Genomic DNA, 14,123 nt, shown 5'->3' on the forward strand with positions numbered 1-14,123 from the left:
GGATGATCTGATCCGGCGTATGCCGCCGGCGCTTGCTACCTGCCATGTCGTCGTCGATTCTTCCTGCCCAAACACTCGGGCAACAGAGTCGCACAACAACTGGACCACTACGAAGGGCCCACCTCAATCCGATCTGTGCGGCATTGCGCGGGATGTAGGTCAGGTCCGCCACCCACAACGCGTTCGGTGCCGCCGCGGTGAACTGACGGTTGACCCGGTCAGCCGGCCGGGGTGTTTCAGCTCCCTCGCTGCGCGTGGTCTTGCGTGTCTTGAGTCTCGCTATCCCTGGGCACGGTCGCGTGCCGGCCACGACGTGGCCGGGCTGATCCACCACTCCGACCGCGGAGTGCAATACCGAGCCATCCGCTACACCGAACGACTGGCCGAAGCCGAAGCGGTGACATCTGTTGGCTCCAAAGGGGATTCATACGACAACGCGATGGCTGAGGCGTTCAACTCGCTGTTCAAAGCCGAATGCATCCGTAACCCCGTGATGCGCCCGCGAGGCGGCTGGGCAGGTGTGGGCGAGGTCGAGATCGCCGTCGCTGAGTACGTCGAATGGTTCAACCACCGCCGCCTGCACGGCGAGATCGGACACGTCCCACCCGTCGAGTACGAGAGCGCCTACTGGTCGACCCACACCGTCACCAGCTACCGTGAGAACCCGGTCCCCGCAAACGCTGGAACCAACTAACCGAGCCTCCAGCAAACCCGGGGCGATTCAGGTGATCGCGCAGGGGATTGGGTGGTCGAGGTCGTTGACGGTCCTCAAGGATCGGGTGCGGGTGATTCGCCTGGAGTTCCGTGGGGTGGATCCCGCTGACCGGGTGGTCTATCAGCCCGGAGGGTGCTCGCAATGGGATCTGTGTGCGATCCCGAATGCAGGGGCATGGTCGAACGCAACAACCGGTTCTCCGAGACCTCGTTTCTGCCGGGCCGCCATTTCGCCTCGCCAGCCGACTTCACCGCCCAGTTCGATCGTTGGCTGGCCAATTCCGCCAACACCCGGGTGGTGCGCTCAATTGGTGATCGACACCCCTGTGACGTCACGGCTGAAGCCGCCACCGACCACGCCTTCCCGATCTGACCACGCCGAATCCCAGCACTTCGGTTGCGGCTCGTCAGGAACCGAAACTCCCTGAGCCGCAACCGTTGTTCGACACAGCGGAAGCCCACCGCTATGACCGCAACACCCAGCACCCCCGGCACCTACAAACGATCACCGTCTACACCAAGCCCGCGTGCGTGCAGTGCTACGCCGCCTACAGAGCCCTTGACAAGGAGGGCCTGACCTATCGGGTGATCGACATCAGCGCCGACGACGCAGCGCGTGACTACGTGATGGCCCTTGGGCTACCTGCAAGCTCCGGTGGTGGTGGCCGGCGATGGCGACTGGTCAGGATTCGGCCTCGACCGCATCAAGACACTCGGCGAACGGGATTTATTGTTCATCCAATGCATCATTGGCCGGGTGACGGAATTGGCTCTTCCAGCAGGCTTCACCGTCGGATGCTCCTGAATGCGCGCGCAAATGTCCTGGTAGGACCATTGGGTCTGTGTGCATCAATGTTGCATCTGATACAACAGTGGTGTGACGGGTGAAGATGCGGCCGGTGCGCGAAAGTCGCTGGCATCAAATGTTGTAGAGCTTGATCCTGAACGGTCTATGTTCGAGGCAATGGTGCAGGGATGGGCTCAGCAGCAACGGGCACGGTTCTTGCGTGAGTCGACGATCGGGCCACGGGTTCGGTTGGTCCAACGGTTTGCCGAGTTCACGGGGTTGTATCCGTGGCAATGGACCCCAGAAGAGGGCGAGGCCTGGGTTAGTGACCTGCGTTCGGGATCTAATCCTCTGCGGTTTTCCACGGTGCGTGGCTACCAGGTCGAGATCGGTCTGTTTTGCTCGTATCTGCTCGACCCCCGGTACGGGTGGATCTCCGAGTGCGCCAGCCGGTTTGGCCAGCCGCCGTTGCAGGTTTTTCATGAAGACAACTCTGTCATTCACGTCGCCGATTATGAGGGTGATGAGGCCGACGGCCGTTGACGTATGACGAGACCCAGGCGCTGTTTGACGCTGCTGACGGGCGAGTCAGCCAGATCAGGGCCCTCCGCCGCAAGGGTGCGCTACCGGCGCTGCGGGACGCGGTCGCGCTGAAGTACTGCTACGCGTACGGCATGCGGCGCAGAGAGGTCTCGCGGTCCGATGTTGTTGATCTGCGCCGAAACTCGAAGTTCCCCGCCTTCGGGCGGTTCGGTGCGGTGACCGTGCGGTCCGGCAAGGCTTCTCGCGGTGGACCACCAAAACGGCGCACCGTGCTCACAGTCCCGGAAATGAGCTGGATCGTCGAGATTCTCGACCACTACCTCACCGAGATCCGCAGCGAGTTCGACCACAACGAGCACCCGGCCCTGTTTCTAACCGAACGTGGTAGCCGCCTGGGTGTGCGTGCCATCAATGCCGCATTCACTACTGCCCGCGATGCCGCCGGCCTGGACCCGAAGCTGGACCTGCATTCGCTACGCCACTCCTATGTCACCCATCTCGTCGAGTTCGACTACCCCGAACGGTTCATTCAAGAGCAGGTAGGGCATGCGTTTTCCTCAACCACTGCGGTGTACGTCGGGGTCAGCAACGAATATCGCAACGGCCTGCTGATGCAATCGATCCACGCCCGCTACGGCCGCCACTTCGACCACGGGACGACGTCATGAAACAGATCGACTACCTGTGGCACCTGCGCACCAAAATGGCTGAGCAGGGCATGTTCTCCACGACCGACCTTCAACCGCATCTGAGCGACCGCGGGATCACCTTGTCACGCGAACAGGTGTACCGGCTGGTGACCGGCCAGCCCCAACGACTGAGCATGCACACCCTGGTCGCACTGTGCGACATCCTCGAATGCACCCCCAACGATCTGATCGAGCCCCGCATCGTTGACACTTCAGCGAAGAAGGCCGCGGGTCGCGACGCGGGTGCCACCCCTATTGCGGCGCGCCGCACCACGATCCGGCGACCCCGCACAGAATCATGAACGCCGCCGCACCGCCCCATCACCCGTGCTCTGACTGTGGGCGGATCATGGTCCGTGTCAAACGCACACCCGAAGGCGGGCTGTGCCGCCGCTGCTACAACGCCCGCCGCCATGAGATGTGCGGTAGCTGCGGCAAGCAGAAGGTACCGTCCACGAGGACCGCCACGGGAGAGCCGTTGTGTGTGCATTGCGCACGGCCCAAACGGCGTTGTGCCGGATGCGGACGCATCGACCACATCAAGGCCACCAGCGATGTAGGTGAGCTGTGTCAGCGCTGCTACAACGCGCCTCAACGGCGGTGCGGGCAGTGCGGCACCGACGCGCCGATCGCGAGTCGGGCCCACGCGGGCACCACCGATCTATGCCATCGGTGCGCGAGCACGCCGGAGAAGGTGTGCGGGATCTGCATGCAGTCGCATCCAGTCCATACCCATTGGCCGCTGGGCCCGGTCTGCCAGCGGTGCTACCGCGCGGCCGTGAACCACCCGAGGCGATGTGCGCAGTGCAGTACCGATCGCGCACTCATCGGGAAAAACTCTGCGGCGGATCCAATATGTGGCCCGTGCGCCGGATCGAAGGTTGGCTACGAGTGCAGGGTCTGTGGCAAAGGGGGACCGCACCACTTCGCCCAGACCTGTCACCGATGTTCGATCATCCGGCTCACACGTGAACTGCTGACCGGTCCGCACGGATCATCCGTGCCTGCAGGCCTCGAGCCACTACCTGACTATCTAGCGGACCGAGGACAACCGCAATCGACGCTGCGGTGGCTGAGCAAACCCACCACCTCGGCACTGCTCGGCAGTCTGGCCTTGATCGACGAACCACTGAGCCACAGCGCACTCGATCAGTGCCCACCCTCGTGGGGACGGCACCACCTGCGCGAGGTGCTCATCGATGCAGAACTACTGCCCGCGCGCGACGAACCGATAGAACGACTCGGGACCTGGATCACCGAAACCGCCGCCGCTCTGCCAGCACATCAGAGCGCCCTGATTGGACCGTACGGGCATTGGGCCATCTTGCGACGTGCCCGCCGCAGATCCCGCCGGCGACGATTCACCCACGCCGCCGCCGACGCAGCCCGAAACCGCATCCGCACGGCAATCACCCTGCTCGACCATCTCGATGAGAACGAATGGACGATCAGCGATCTCACTCAATCGAAGCTCGACGCCTGGACCGACGGGCAACGCCGTCGCACCAACAACATCGCCGGCTTCATCGGCTGGCTCACTCAACGCGGACTGGCCCAGAACCTATCAATCACCCGCTACACCTACCCGCCACCGTCGCAGACCGGCGACGAACACGACCACCACCGAACGATCGCAGCACTACTCTCGGGCGACACCCCGGCAGATCTGCTACCCGCGTCGCCGGACTGTTAGTTCTTCTCTACGGCGCCCGACTGTCGCAACTGCAAAACTTGACCACCTCGTCGCTGAAGCGCCGAAAGACCCGCCGCTACATCACCCTGGCGCGCCATCCCATCGAACTACCCGACCGCCTCGCCGATCTCATCGACGTACTAGCGAGGCAAGCAACCAACAATCCGAACGCGTACACCAGAGACGGCCGCGGACACTACCTGTTGCCCGGCAGCCGAGCACACCATCCGCTACACCCGACCACCCTGAGTCGAAAGCTCACCGCCGCTGGAGTTCCCAGCCGAATCAGCCGAAACCACGCGCTCCTCGCTTTGGGCACCGACCTGCCCGCGGCGGTTCTGGCGACGCAACTCGGACTGAGCACCGCAACGACTACCGGCTGGGCCAAACTCGCCCAACGCGACTACACCGCCTACCTCCACAGCCGTGAGTAACCAAAGTAATTCGGTGGGACTGTCGGGGTCTGTCCGATATTCGGTGTAAGCGGCGGTTTCCGATTGCTCGGCGGGTCAGCGTTCTTCGGCTGCGGGCATCCGATCGGCGAACGTGATGGCCAGGGCGTTGAGCGCTGGCTTCCAGCGTACGGCCCACTTCGTCTGACCGGTACCCTTCGGGTCCAGCGACCGGCACCGGACAGAAACGATGGACAGACAATGCGGTGGAAACCAGCACTCAACGCATTCGCCATCACCTTCGCCGACCGCATGCCGGCCAGCGAGGACAACTAACCGAAAACGCCACTTACACCGTTAATCTGATACTCCCCCGAGCACTAAACACAGCTATCGGGAACTCGCGGGACTGCTCCCGATGGGCACGGCTCAGCGGCAGCAGGACGGGTCAAGAACGTGCTGCAACGCTTGCAGAACGTCAGTGTGGGCGCGGTAGTGCACATTCATGCCACGACGCTCGGGTCGAAACATGCCAGGCAACCTTGATGTGGCCCACCTGACGGCTCGAGTTGGTCCCTGTGCTCAGTGGGGCTCAATCCGGCTTGATCGTCTCCATCGTCATAGTCATATACCGGGGAAATCGAACCGTCGTAGGTTCGGGTGTTGAAGGCGTCGCGCTGTGGTTGGCGACCGTGGTGATGGCAAACCCGGCGCCAGGGTTTGCTTCGACTTCCCGACCAAGAATTCCATGCGCTGTCGGTCTCGATGCAGGTTGCGGGGGATTGCGGTCAGTTCCCTGGTGGGATGCTTTCCCAGGTTTGTGTCGGCAGGGTTCGTCCTCTGAGGGAGCAGTCGCCGTGTGGTGTCCAGTATTCGCGTTCGGGTTCGCTGGCGGCTCTGATGACGGCGTCGCTGGCGAGGATCCGTCCCGGCGTGTGTTTGGCGAGTTCGGTGAGGCGTGATGCTTCATTTACCGCGTCGCCTATGACGGTGTATTCCAGGCGCTGGTCGGTGCCGAGGTTTCCGGCGAAGACGGGGCCGGTGGCGAGTCCGATCCCGATGTCGAGTTCCCCGTGAGCCAGGACGCGGTCGCGGATCTGCCGTGCGGCGTGGAGTGCGGAGTCAGCGGCATCGGCTCGGGCGACGGGCGCCCCGAAGATGCAGAGCGCGGCGTCTCCCTCGAATTTGTTGACCAGCCCGTGGTGGCTCTCGGTTGCCGCGATCACTTCTGCGAGGAGGCGGTTGAGCTTGTCGACGAATTCTTGCGGTGAGATCTGGTGGGCGAGTGCCGTCGAGTTGGTTACGTCGACGAAGAGTGCTGTTATCTCCCGGATTTCGCCGGTCAGGTCGGCTCCTCGGTCGAGTGCGCGTTGCGCGACGTCTCTTCCGACGTGCCGTCCGAACAGGTCGCGCAATCGGTCCTGCTCCTGGAGTCCGCGGACCATGTCGTTCACGGTGGATTGCAGTACCCCGATTTCGCTGCTGTCGTCGACGGGCACACGCACGTCGAGCCGGCCTTGCCCGATGCGGCGGAGTGCACCGCGCATCTGGTGGATCGGTTGTGCGACGGCGCGGGCCAGCAGTGTTTCCGCGAGGGCTCCGGATACGAGTCCGAGGGCGGCGAGGTAGGTCGCGGCGTGGATGCGGTCGGGCGGTGCCGCATCTGGATAGTGCAGGAGCGCGATGGCCGCGGCCAATGGCAGCGCGGAGGTCAGCGCCCAGGTCAGGATCAGCCGGGAGATGACTGACGTTCGTGGTGGCGCGTGTGGGGTGTCGACGGCCAGGATCGTGGCCATCACTGGACGGAGTGCACGTTCGACGAAGAGGTAGTTGTATCCGACGGTGGCAAGTCCGCCCAATGTCATGAGTAGGGTTCCGCCGAGGGCCTCCCAGACGGGCAGGAGCGCGAAGGCCGAGCCGGACATCGCGAGGATGCCCCCGGCCCACAGAGATCCGATGAGGACGGTGGACTCGGTGGGCAATCGCAGGGTGTGGCGGGCGTGGTCGGGTGTCGGCGCAGAGGAGGTGTCCAGCCACCCGAGGCTGCGTCGACGCAGGGCGAGGACGCCTCGAACTGCGGCGAGCAGAGCCACGACCACGTAGACCGCCAGGATCTGCAGAAGCGTTCCGAGCTGGGCGCCGTATCGGTGCGGTGCGCCGCCCAGAACGATCAGCAGCGCGACGACGACGGCCCCGCCCACGCTCGAGCCCACGGTCAGCAGTGGTAGACCCCACTTCGTGCGTAACAGCACCGGAACTGGCCGGGCCGCATTGTGGGCTTCTGGTGGGTGTGGCCGGCCGGGGTGAGGACGGGCACTGGTGTGCCGCATTACCGATGCATCTTCTTTCGGTCGTGTCAGCGGTCCGGCGGGTGCGGTGACGGTCTGTCCGGCCCGTCGTGGTCGAGCGCGGAGGTGAGGCGGTCGAGTAGGTCTTGGACGGCGCCGGGGGGGCCATGTTGGGCGAAGTGCTCGATCGACACGGCGATGAACACCGCCTGGGCGGTGAACAATGCGGTGCCGTCGTCGGCGGTGGCGGTCGCCTTAAGGTGCAGTTTGCGGCCGTCGATCTCCCGGACGTGGGCGCTGATGCGCAGGGGCCGGTGCAGCGGGACGGGGGCGAGGTAGTCGACGGTGAGGCTCCGGGTCACTGCCGGGGTGCGGGCGATCCAGAGGCCGTAGCCGAACAGGTCGTCGCAGGCGGCGGCCACTGCCCCGCCGTGCGCGAGGCCGGGCGCACCGATGTGACGTTCGTCGAACGTCACATCGGTGTAGACCTCGTCGCCGGAGCGGAACACCACCAGTTGCAGGCCGGCGGGATTGTCTGGCCCGCACCCCATGCAGGTCGGCGAGTGCGGCGGCAGCGGTAGCTGGGTCATGGGCGTTCCTTCTCGACGGTGCTGGCTAGCGGCGGGCGCGGGATCGACTGCGCTGGGCCGGTTCAGCCGGGCTCCTCGATGCGCCTGCGTCCGGGGAAGCGCGGCCGGGTGCCCAGACCAGCAGAATCGCGGCACCCGCCGCCGCGATGAGTGCGAGGACGATCGCGGACTGCTCGACGCCGTGCAGGAACGCGGACTTGGCGAAGTCGGCGAGTTGCTGGCCGGCCGGTCCCGCCCGATCGGCGACCTCGAGGGCACCGGCGAGTGAGTCGGCGACCGGGCCCCGCGCCTCCGGTGGGAGCCGCGCGATCGCCGGGGCGATGTTGTGGCTGTACCCGGCGGCCAGGACACTGCCGGCGACCGCGATGCCGATCGCCGCGCCGATCTCGCGGGTGGCGTCGTTGACCGCCGCGGCGACCCCGTGCTTGTCGACCGCGGTGTCCGCGACAATAGCCGCCGTCGCCGGCGCCGCGGTCAGGCCCAGACCCGCGCTCATGATCAGCGTCGGCCACATCACGTCGACGTAGGTGGAGTCCAAATCGAGCCGGCTGATGAAGTAGAACCCCGCGGCGATGGCGAGCAGCCCGGTCACCGTCATCAACCGCAACCCCAGCCGGGTCGTCATCCACGGTGCGACCGCCGACAAGAGCACCAACGGCACCATCATCGGCGCCAAGGCCAGCGCTGAACCCAACGGGCTGTATCCAAAGATCAACTGCAGGTATTGGACGAGGACCAGGAAGACACCGAACGTCACCAGGAACTGGATGGTGATGGAGAATGATCCGCTGCCGAAGCCCCGACGGGCGAAGAACCGCACATCGAGCAGCGGATGATCCGCCCGCAACTCCCACGCCACGAACACCACTGCGGCCACCACCCCCAGCCCGAACCCGGCGACCACCACGGGATCCGACCAGCCGCGTACTGGGGCTTCGATGATAGCGAGCACCACTAGTCCGACCGCGAACACCACCGCGACCGATCCGATCACATCCATCAGCGGCGGATTTTCCTGGCGGGATTCGGGAATGGTGAAGGCACACAACAGCAGAAACACCCCCACCGCGGTCAGGCCGACGAAGATCGACTGCCACGACCAGTAGTCGAGCAGCAGCCCCGACCCGAGAATCCCCAGCAGGCCCCCGGACCCGGCGACCCCAGCCAGATCCCGACCGCACGCCCCCGCTGCTGCTCGGGGAATCCCGCAGTCAGGATCGACAGCGTGGACGGCATCATGAACGCCGCCCCCACCCCGGCCGCTGCCCGCGCCGCGATCAACCACCACGGTGTCGATACCAACAGTGGCACCGCCGAGGCCAGCGAAAACAGCGCCAACCCCACGATCAGCACCGCCCGCCGGCCGTAGCGGTCACCCAGGGCCCCGGCGGGCAACACCAGACACGCCAACACCAGCGTGTACCCGTCGACCACCCAGGTGAGCTGGGTTTGCGTCGCCCCGGTGGCCACCGCAATGTTCGGAAGCGCGGTGTACAGGGCCGCCATTGAGGCGACCACCAGGGCCACCGACAGGCACGAGACCACCAACGTCCACTTCTGAGCCCGCGACAGCAGCACTCGACCATCGGCGGTCATGCAGCCACCTCCACTTAACGCTACAGCTGGTAGCGTTCCACTACTATGAGTATCACAATGTGGGGTGCGGGGATAGTGCCTGCGACTGATCCGAGGGCACAATTACGAGGTGAGCGAAGAGATGATCAACCAGAACACCGACGACGACGAGGACCGGCTCGTGGATCCCCGGAAGGCACGCTCACGCGCACGACTGCTCGACGCGGCGACGTCCCTGCTCTCGACCGGCGGTATCGAGGCCGTCACGATCGACGCGGTCACCAGGGCGTCCAAGGTCGCGCGGACTACCCTCTACCGGCACTTCACCGACAGCACCCAGCTCCTGGCCGCGGCGTTCGAGCGTCTGCTGCCCCCGGTCACCGCGCAGCCGGCGTCCGGAACGATCCGTGAACAGTTGATCGAACTGCTGGACCGTCAGGCCAAGCTCATCGAGGAAGCCCCCGCCCAACTGACGATGCTCGGGTGGCTGGCCCTCGGGTCCGCCCAACCCGGCACGGCCGGGGCGACACCGCATCCCGAAGAAGACCGGAACCCGGTCAGTTCGCTTCGCGCACGGGTGCTCAACCAATACCGCGAACCGTTCGACCGGATCCTGGACAGCCCCGGAGCCCAGCAGGAGCTCGGTCGCTTCGACACCAATCTCGCCCTGACCCAACTCGTCGGACCCATCGTCTTCACCCGACTCACCGCACTCCCGCCGATCGGCCCGGCTGAACGCCAGCAACTCGTCGACGACTTCCTCGCTGCACGCTCCGCGCAACGCGCGCTGACCGTGACCCCGGACTGATCTCTGATTCAGCACCCGCCCGAGGCGGCGGGCTGGGACGTCAATTCGGCGATCAGCGCCTCGACGCGGGTCTTAATCTCGTCGCGGATCGGGCGAAACGCTTCCACGCCCTGGCCCGGCCGGATCGTCAAGGACCCAGTCCTGGTAGCTCTCGCTCGGGGAAGATGGGGCAGCTGTCACCGCAGCCCATGGTGATCACACGTTTGAGGCTTGCACGGCATCGGTGGTGAGGATTTTCGGTGTCTGCGCCGTGATGTCGATGCCCACCTCGGCCATCTGCGAGCGTCCGGCGTTGTACACGCAGACGAACAACTCGCTGGGGGTGATGGACATGAATTGAGATCCCTCCGTCAGGAGGGACAGGAAGCAGATGAAAATCAGGCAGGAACGGGAGTGGTCAACTCGCGCAACAACGTTGGACCCTGGTGTCCAGGCCGTCGCGGATGGCGCGGACCGTCTCGAGAGTTTGAGCCTGCGGATCGTCGAGGGTCCGGTCGGAGGTATCGCTTGCCGGGATAGATCGCGCAGGGATCGCCGCAGCCAATCGAGACCACCACATCGGCGGCGGCCAACACATCATCGGTCAGCGGTTTCGGGTATTCGGCGCCCAGATCCAGGCCGATCTCCCTCATCGCTTCGATGACCATCGGGTTGATGGCATTGACCGGTGCCGACCCCGCCGAGCGCACGTGCACACGGCGGTGGCCGTTATGGGTACGGAGAAGTGATGTCGCCGTAAGGCACCCGCGCCCGCACTCCGGGTGCGCACCCTCCGGACCCCGGGCGTTCTTGCTAGCCCCGTGGTCGAACCCGTTTCGACGCACGTGGCATTGTTCGCCAAATCACTTGATAACGACAGTGTTCGGCTGCGAATGATTGGGCCACTCGGTTTCATAGCTCCTTACGCAAAATACTGCGGACGTGAAGCCCTAGATTAACCTTGACTCAATCACGCGAGGCGGTAAGACCTGACTGGTGAAAAGGATTGCAATACAACGCATTTCGAGCTGTACTTGAGCTACTGGGAATGGCGACTGAGAGTGTTTGTCGAATAATGCTGGTTCAAATATTGACCGTCCACCAGCCTCTACGGCCGCGTGACCGGGAAAGAAGCCGAGACGCATGCCTTCCACCGACTATGCGCAGCGGGCCGTGGCCTACTGGGCCAAGTCCGACCGGGCCTACACCGAAGGTGATCCGCGCTATGGCGACGAGCTCGCTCACTGGCCGCCCAATGCGAACAGTGGTCATACGACGACCTCGCTGGCGTCAGCAGCGACGTCGCCTAACCACCGACACGGACAAGAAGACAGCAGGTGATCGTCATGGCCGACAAACCCGAGGTCGCACCCTCTGATGCGCCGCAACCGCTGGCGACCGCGATCGAACCGCTGTGCGAGGTGTAAACCGAGACGACCTCACCCTCACCGGCACTACCGGGGACGACACCGCCGAGGTCGACAACACTCTCGCCCTGGAGCTGGACATGCTCACCGCGTTGTTGTGGGCACCGCCGGCCCGGGGCCGCCAGGTGGTCGGGGCGTTGATCGGGTCCCGTGCCGACCGCGACGCCGGCACCACCAGCACGGTTCTTCCCGCTGGCAGAGTGGTGTTCTTCAATGCCGTGCATCAGAACGTGTTCGACACCGCCGTGGCCTTGCTCGACGAAGGTAGCCCCGCCACACCCGTTCTGGTCAACGCGCGGTTTGCCGATCGATGACTCACCACCCGCACCCGCAGCGTCATGCTCGAGATCGCCTCATCCCGGCACGGCCGCCCCGTCGCCGATAGTGCCGACTTGGGAGTGGCGTCTACGTCGGCGTGCCGACCACGCGTCCGGCGAAACCGTCGAGGCGTGTGCGCAACGACTGGATTCGCTGTTGCCGGACCGCGTCGGGGTCATGCCCGCCGAACACCGGCGGGGGCTTCATCCGCACGTTCTTCGAGCATTCGAAGTTCGAACAGATCAGGGTGCCGATGGTGTCGCCCTTCCGGCCGGCGGCGCCGGCGGACTTGGCACTGAAGAAGGCGACGTCGTTGGGCAGCAGGACGTCCTCGCAGAACGAACACAGCGGTCGTTTGCGCGGCTGGCGTCCGCCCAGGCGGAGCATGATGCCGACGGGCTCGTCGTCGGTCGGGATGACGAGGTAGCCGATCATCGGCTGCTTGGGATCCCGCCAGCCGACGAAATCCTTGCTCTCCCAGTTCAGTTCCTTGAAATCGGGCGGCAGGACGAGTGACTTGCGTTCGCGGACGGTCGCATTGACGAAGGATCCACGGATCTCGGATTCGGTCAGGGCATGCATGAGTGAGAAACACCTCGGGTGTCGTGGGAGGAATGAGGGCACGCGTCGACCGGCGCGGTCCGCAGATGCGGTACTCACGCCGGTCGGGGCAGGTCACTCAAGCGCCGGCGTGCAGGACGCCGACGACCTCCTCACGCCCGGTGGGCGACGACACGGAATGCATGGTTCCGATGCTCGCGCGCGTGCGCCGCTCTGTCAACGCATTAACGCGAGCGATCGGGAGGGCAGGACCGGCCTTGTCATCCGGCCAACAGACCGGCGACCTTCACGACTCGCTGTGCCAGGTGGGCGAGGGCGACCTTGGTCGGGTCGTCGAGGTCGTTCTTGTTCTCCGGGCCGGTGACATGTGAGACGCCGTACGGGTTCCCGTCGGCGAACTTCAGTCCGTCGGTGTAACCGGGCGGTACGAGAATGCCGCCGAAATGCATGAGCGAGGTGTACAGCCCGACGAGTGTCGTCTCCTGCCCGCCGTGTGCGGTCTGGCTCGAGGTGTAACCGGCATAGGCCTTGTCGGCGAGCTTTCCCTCGGCCCAGAGTCCGCCCAGTGAGTCGATGAAGGTCTGGAACTGCGACGCTGTACTGCCGAATCGGGTCGGGGAGCCGAAGATGACGCCGTCCGCCCAGACGATGTCGTCGCCGGTGGCGGTCGGTAGATCCTTGGTCGCCTCGTAGTTCGCCGACCAGGCAGGGTTCTCCGCGAAGCTCGCCGGGTCGCGGGTCTCCTGGATGTGGCGGACCCGCACCTCGGCTCCGGCCGCCTCGGCAGCGGTCTTCAGTTCGTCAGCCATGGCCGTGCCGTGTCCGGTGGCCGAGTAGTAGATGATCGCCAGTTTCGTCATGTCACTCCTGTCTCGGTGGTTGCGACTTTCCGTAGGCGGGTACCCGTGTTCGGTGATGCGACACCCACACGCGCGAAAAGCCGTCGACGGGATTCGTCACCCGTCGACCGGCGGATAGGTGGAGCGATGCTGCACATCGGCACCTCGGGCTGGCAATACAAGGACTGGCGCGGCGCGTTCTACCCACAGAAGCTCCCGCAGCGGGAATGGTTGAACTACTACGCGGAGCGGTTCACGACGGCCGAGGTCAACAACACCTTCTACCGACTGCCGGAGAAGACTGTGTTCGAGAACTGGGCCGCGACGGTGCCCGCCCACTTCCGGATGGCTACGAAGATGAGCCGCTACCTGACGCACGTGAAGCGGTTGAAGGAGCCGGCCGAGCCCGTCGAGCGTTTCCTCGACCGTGCCGCCGGCCTCGGCACCAAGCTCGGGCCCGTCCTCCTACAACTCCCGCCCAACTTGCAGGCGCAACCCGACTCCCTGGACGCCACCTTGAAGCTGTTCCCGGACACCGTCCAGGTCGCCGTCGAGCCTCGCCACGAATCCTGGTGGACCGACGAGGTGCGCGACGTGCTCGAACGTCACAACGCCCCCCTGTGCTGGGCCGACCGGAAGAGTCGATCCCTCACCCCACTGTGGCGGACCGCCGACGTCGGGTACCTGCGGATGCAGGACGTCACCGCGAAGCGGCCGGTGAGTTACGGAACCCGCGCCACAGCTGGCTGCGTCGATTGCGGGACATGTTCGACGACGAGTGCGACGTCTACGTGTATTTCGACAGCGATCCGGGGTGTGCCGCGATCGACAACGCGCGCACCATGATTCGCCGAGCACAAACCCAGGGGATACCGGTCGCGACGATCGACGCCGCGTCCGTCGAGTGAGCGAGAACACGT

10 protein-coding genes and 9 pseudogenes are annotated in these 14,123 nt (G+C 64.9%); 11 read left to right on the forward strand and 8 right to left on the reverse strand.

Annotation, left to right across the window (positions count from 1 at the left end; genetic code table 11):
- Positions 1-319: 319 nt before the first annotated feature.
- The 7 genes and pseudogenes from BJF87_RS26115 to BJF87_RS14350 form a co-directional block, all read left to right on the forward strand.
- Positions 320-694 (forward strand): annotated as a pseudogene (locus tag BJF87_RS26115) (integrase core domain-containing protein); the annotation flags it as partial.
- 195 nt (positions 695-889) lie between these two features.
- Positions 890-1,087 carry a hypothetical protein gene (locus tag BJF87_RS26275; RefSeq protein WP_006357305.1) on the forward strand — a complete coding sequence of 66 codons (198 nt, stop codon included), beginning with the start codon at positions 890-892 and terminating at the stop codon, positions 1,085-1,087.
- 131 nt (positions 1,088-1,218) lie between these two features.
- Positions 1,219-1,519 (forward strand): annotated as a pseudogene (gene nrdH / locus BJF87_RS14330) (glutaredoxin-like protein NrdH).
- 147 nt (positions 1,520-1,666) lie between these two features.
- Positions 1,667-2,712: pseudogene (locus BJF87_RS14335) on the forward strand (tyrosine-type recombinase/integrase).
- Positions 2,709-3,035, forward strand: a complete 327-nt coding sequence (locus BJF87_RS14340) for a helix-turn-helix transcriptional regulator (RefSeq protein ID WP_006357307.1) — start codon at positions 2,709-2,711, stop codon at positions 3,033-3,035. Before BJF87_RS14335 ends, BJF87_RS14340 begins: the two are co-directional and overlap by 4 nt.
- Before the next feature lie 698 nt (positions 3,036-3,733).
- The gene (locus tag BJF87_RS14345) at positions 3,734-4,426 is read left to right on the forward strand and encodes a hypothetical protein (RefSeq protein WP_139319499.1); all 693 of its coding nucleotides are present in this window, start codon (positions 3,734-3,736) and stop codon (positions 4,424-4,426) included.
- Between the two features lie 38 nt (positions 4,427-4,464).
- The gene (locus tag BJF87_RS14350; RefSeq protein WP_075863364.1) at positions 4,465-4,860 is read left to right on the forward strand and encodes a hypothetical protein; all 396 of its coding nucleotides are present in this window, start codon (positions 4,465-4,467) and stop codon (positions 4,858-4,860) included.
- A gap of 75 nt (positions 4,861-4,935) precedes the next feature.
- Here BJF87_RS14350 and BJF87_RS26750 read toward each other — a convergent pair.
- A pseudogene (locus BJF87_RS26750) lies at positions 4,936-5,052 on the reverse strand (hypothetical protein); the annotation flags it as partial.
- Between the two features lie 15 nt (positions 5,053-5,067).
- Here BJF87_RS26750 and BJF87_RS27215 point away from each other — a divergent pair.
- Positions 5,068-5,154, forward strand: a pseudogene (locus BJF87_RS27215) (hypothetical protein); the annotation flags it as partial.
- A 452-nt stretch (positions 5,155-5,606) separates the two neighbouring features.
- Here the strand turns inward: BJF87_RS27215 and BJF87_RS14355 are convergent.
- The 3 genes and pseudogenes from BJF87_RS14355 to BJF87_RS14365 form a co-directional block, all read right to left on the reverse strand.
- The gene (locus BJF87_RS14355) at positions 5,607-7,031 is read right to left on the reverse strand and encodes an adenylate/guanylate cyclase domain-containing protein (protein WP_230461871.1); all 1,425 of its coding nucleotides are present in this window, start codon (positions 7,029-7,031) and stop codon (positions 5,607-5,609) included.
- Between the two features lie 143 nt (positions 7,032-7,174).
- Positions 7,175-7,696, reverse strand: a complete 522-nt coding sequence (locus BJF87_RS14360) for a PaaI family thioesterase (RefSeq protein WP_075863365.1) — start codon at positions 7,694-7,696, stop codon at positions 7,175-7,177.
- Positions 7,693-9,292 (reverse strand): annotated as a pseudogene (locus tag BJF87_RS14365) (MFS transporter). Before BJF87_RS14365 ends, BJF87_RS14360 begins: the two are co-directional and overlap by 4 nt.
- Before the next feature lie 121 nt (positions 9,293-9,413).
- On the opposite strand from BJF87_RS14365, the gene BJF87_RS14370 reads away from it, so the two are divergent.
- Complete coding sequence (locus BJF87_RS14370; RefSeq protein ID WP_035755443.1) at positions 9,414-10,079, forward strand: TetR/AcrR family transcriptional regulator; 666 nt, start codon at positions 9,414-9,416, stop codon at positions 10,077-10,079.
- Positions 10,080-10,087: 8 nt separating this feature from the next.
- Here BJF87_RS14370 and BJF87_RS14375 read toward each other — a convergent pair.
- Both BJF87_RS14375 and BJF87_RS14380 read right to left on the reverse strand, forming a co-directional pair.
- Positions 10,088-10,412, reverse strand: a pseudogene (locus BJF87_RS14375) (heat-shock protein HtpX).
- Between the two features lie 64 nt (positions 10,413-10,476).
- Positions 10,477-10,801, reverse strand: a pseudogene (locus tag BJF87_RS14380) (arsenate reductase ArsC); the annotation flags it as partial.
- 764 nt (positions 10,802-11,565) lie between these two features.
- On the opposite strand from BJF87_RS14380, the gene BJF87_RS26755 reads away from it, so the two are divergent.
- Positions 11,566-11,799 carry a hypothetical protein gene (locus BJF87_RS26755; RefSeq protein ID WP_230461872.1) on the forward strand — a complete coding sequence of 78 codons (234 nt, stop codon included), beginning with the start codon at positions 11,566-11,568 and terminating at the stop codon, positions 11,797-11,799.
- A gap of 91 nt (positions 11,800-11,890) precedes the next feature.
- Here BJF87_RS26755 and BJF87_RS14390 read toward each other — a convergent pair whose 3' ends face one another.
- Both BJF87_RS14390 and BJF87_RS14395 read right to left on the reverse strand, forming a co-directional pair.
- Positions 11,891-12,385 carry an FBP domain-containing protein gene (locus BJF87_RS14390; RefSeq protein WP_006357319.1) on the reverse strand — a complete coding sequence of 165 codons (495 nt, stop codon included), beginning with the start codon at positions 12,383-12,385 and terminating at the stop codon, positions 11,891-11,893.
- A 239-nt stretch (positions 12,386-12,624) separates the two neighbouring features.
- Positions 12,625-13,224: a flavodoxin family protein gene (locus BJF87_RS14395; RefSeq protein WP_075863366.1), complete on the reverse strand. Its 600-nt coding sequence runs from the start codon at positions 13,222-13,224 to the stop codon at positions 12,625-12,627.
- Between the two features lie 126 nt (positions 13,225-13,350).
- Here BJF87_RS14395 and BJF87_RS14400 point away from each other — a divergent pair.
- Positions 13,351-14,111, forward strand: a pseudogene (locus BJF87_RS14400) (DUF72 domain-containing protein).
- Positions 14,112-14,123: the final 12 nt, after the last annotated feature.

This window comes from Gordonia sp. CNJ-863, assembly GCF_001942325.1.
Lineage (GTDB): Bacteria > Actinomycetota > Actinomycetes > Mycobacteriales > Mycobacteriaceae > Gordonia > Gordonia alkanivorans.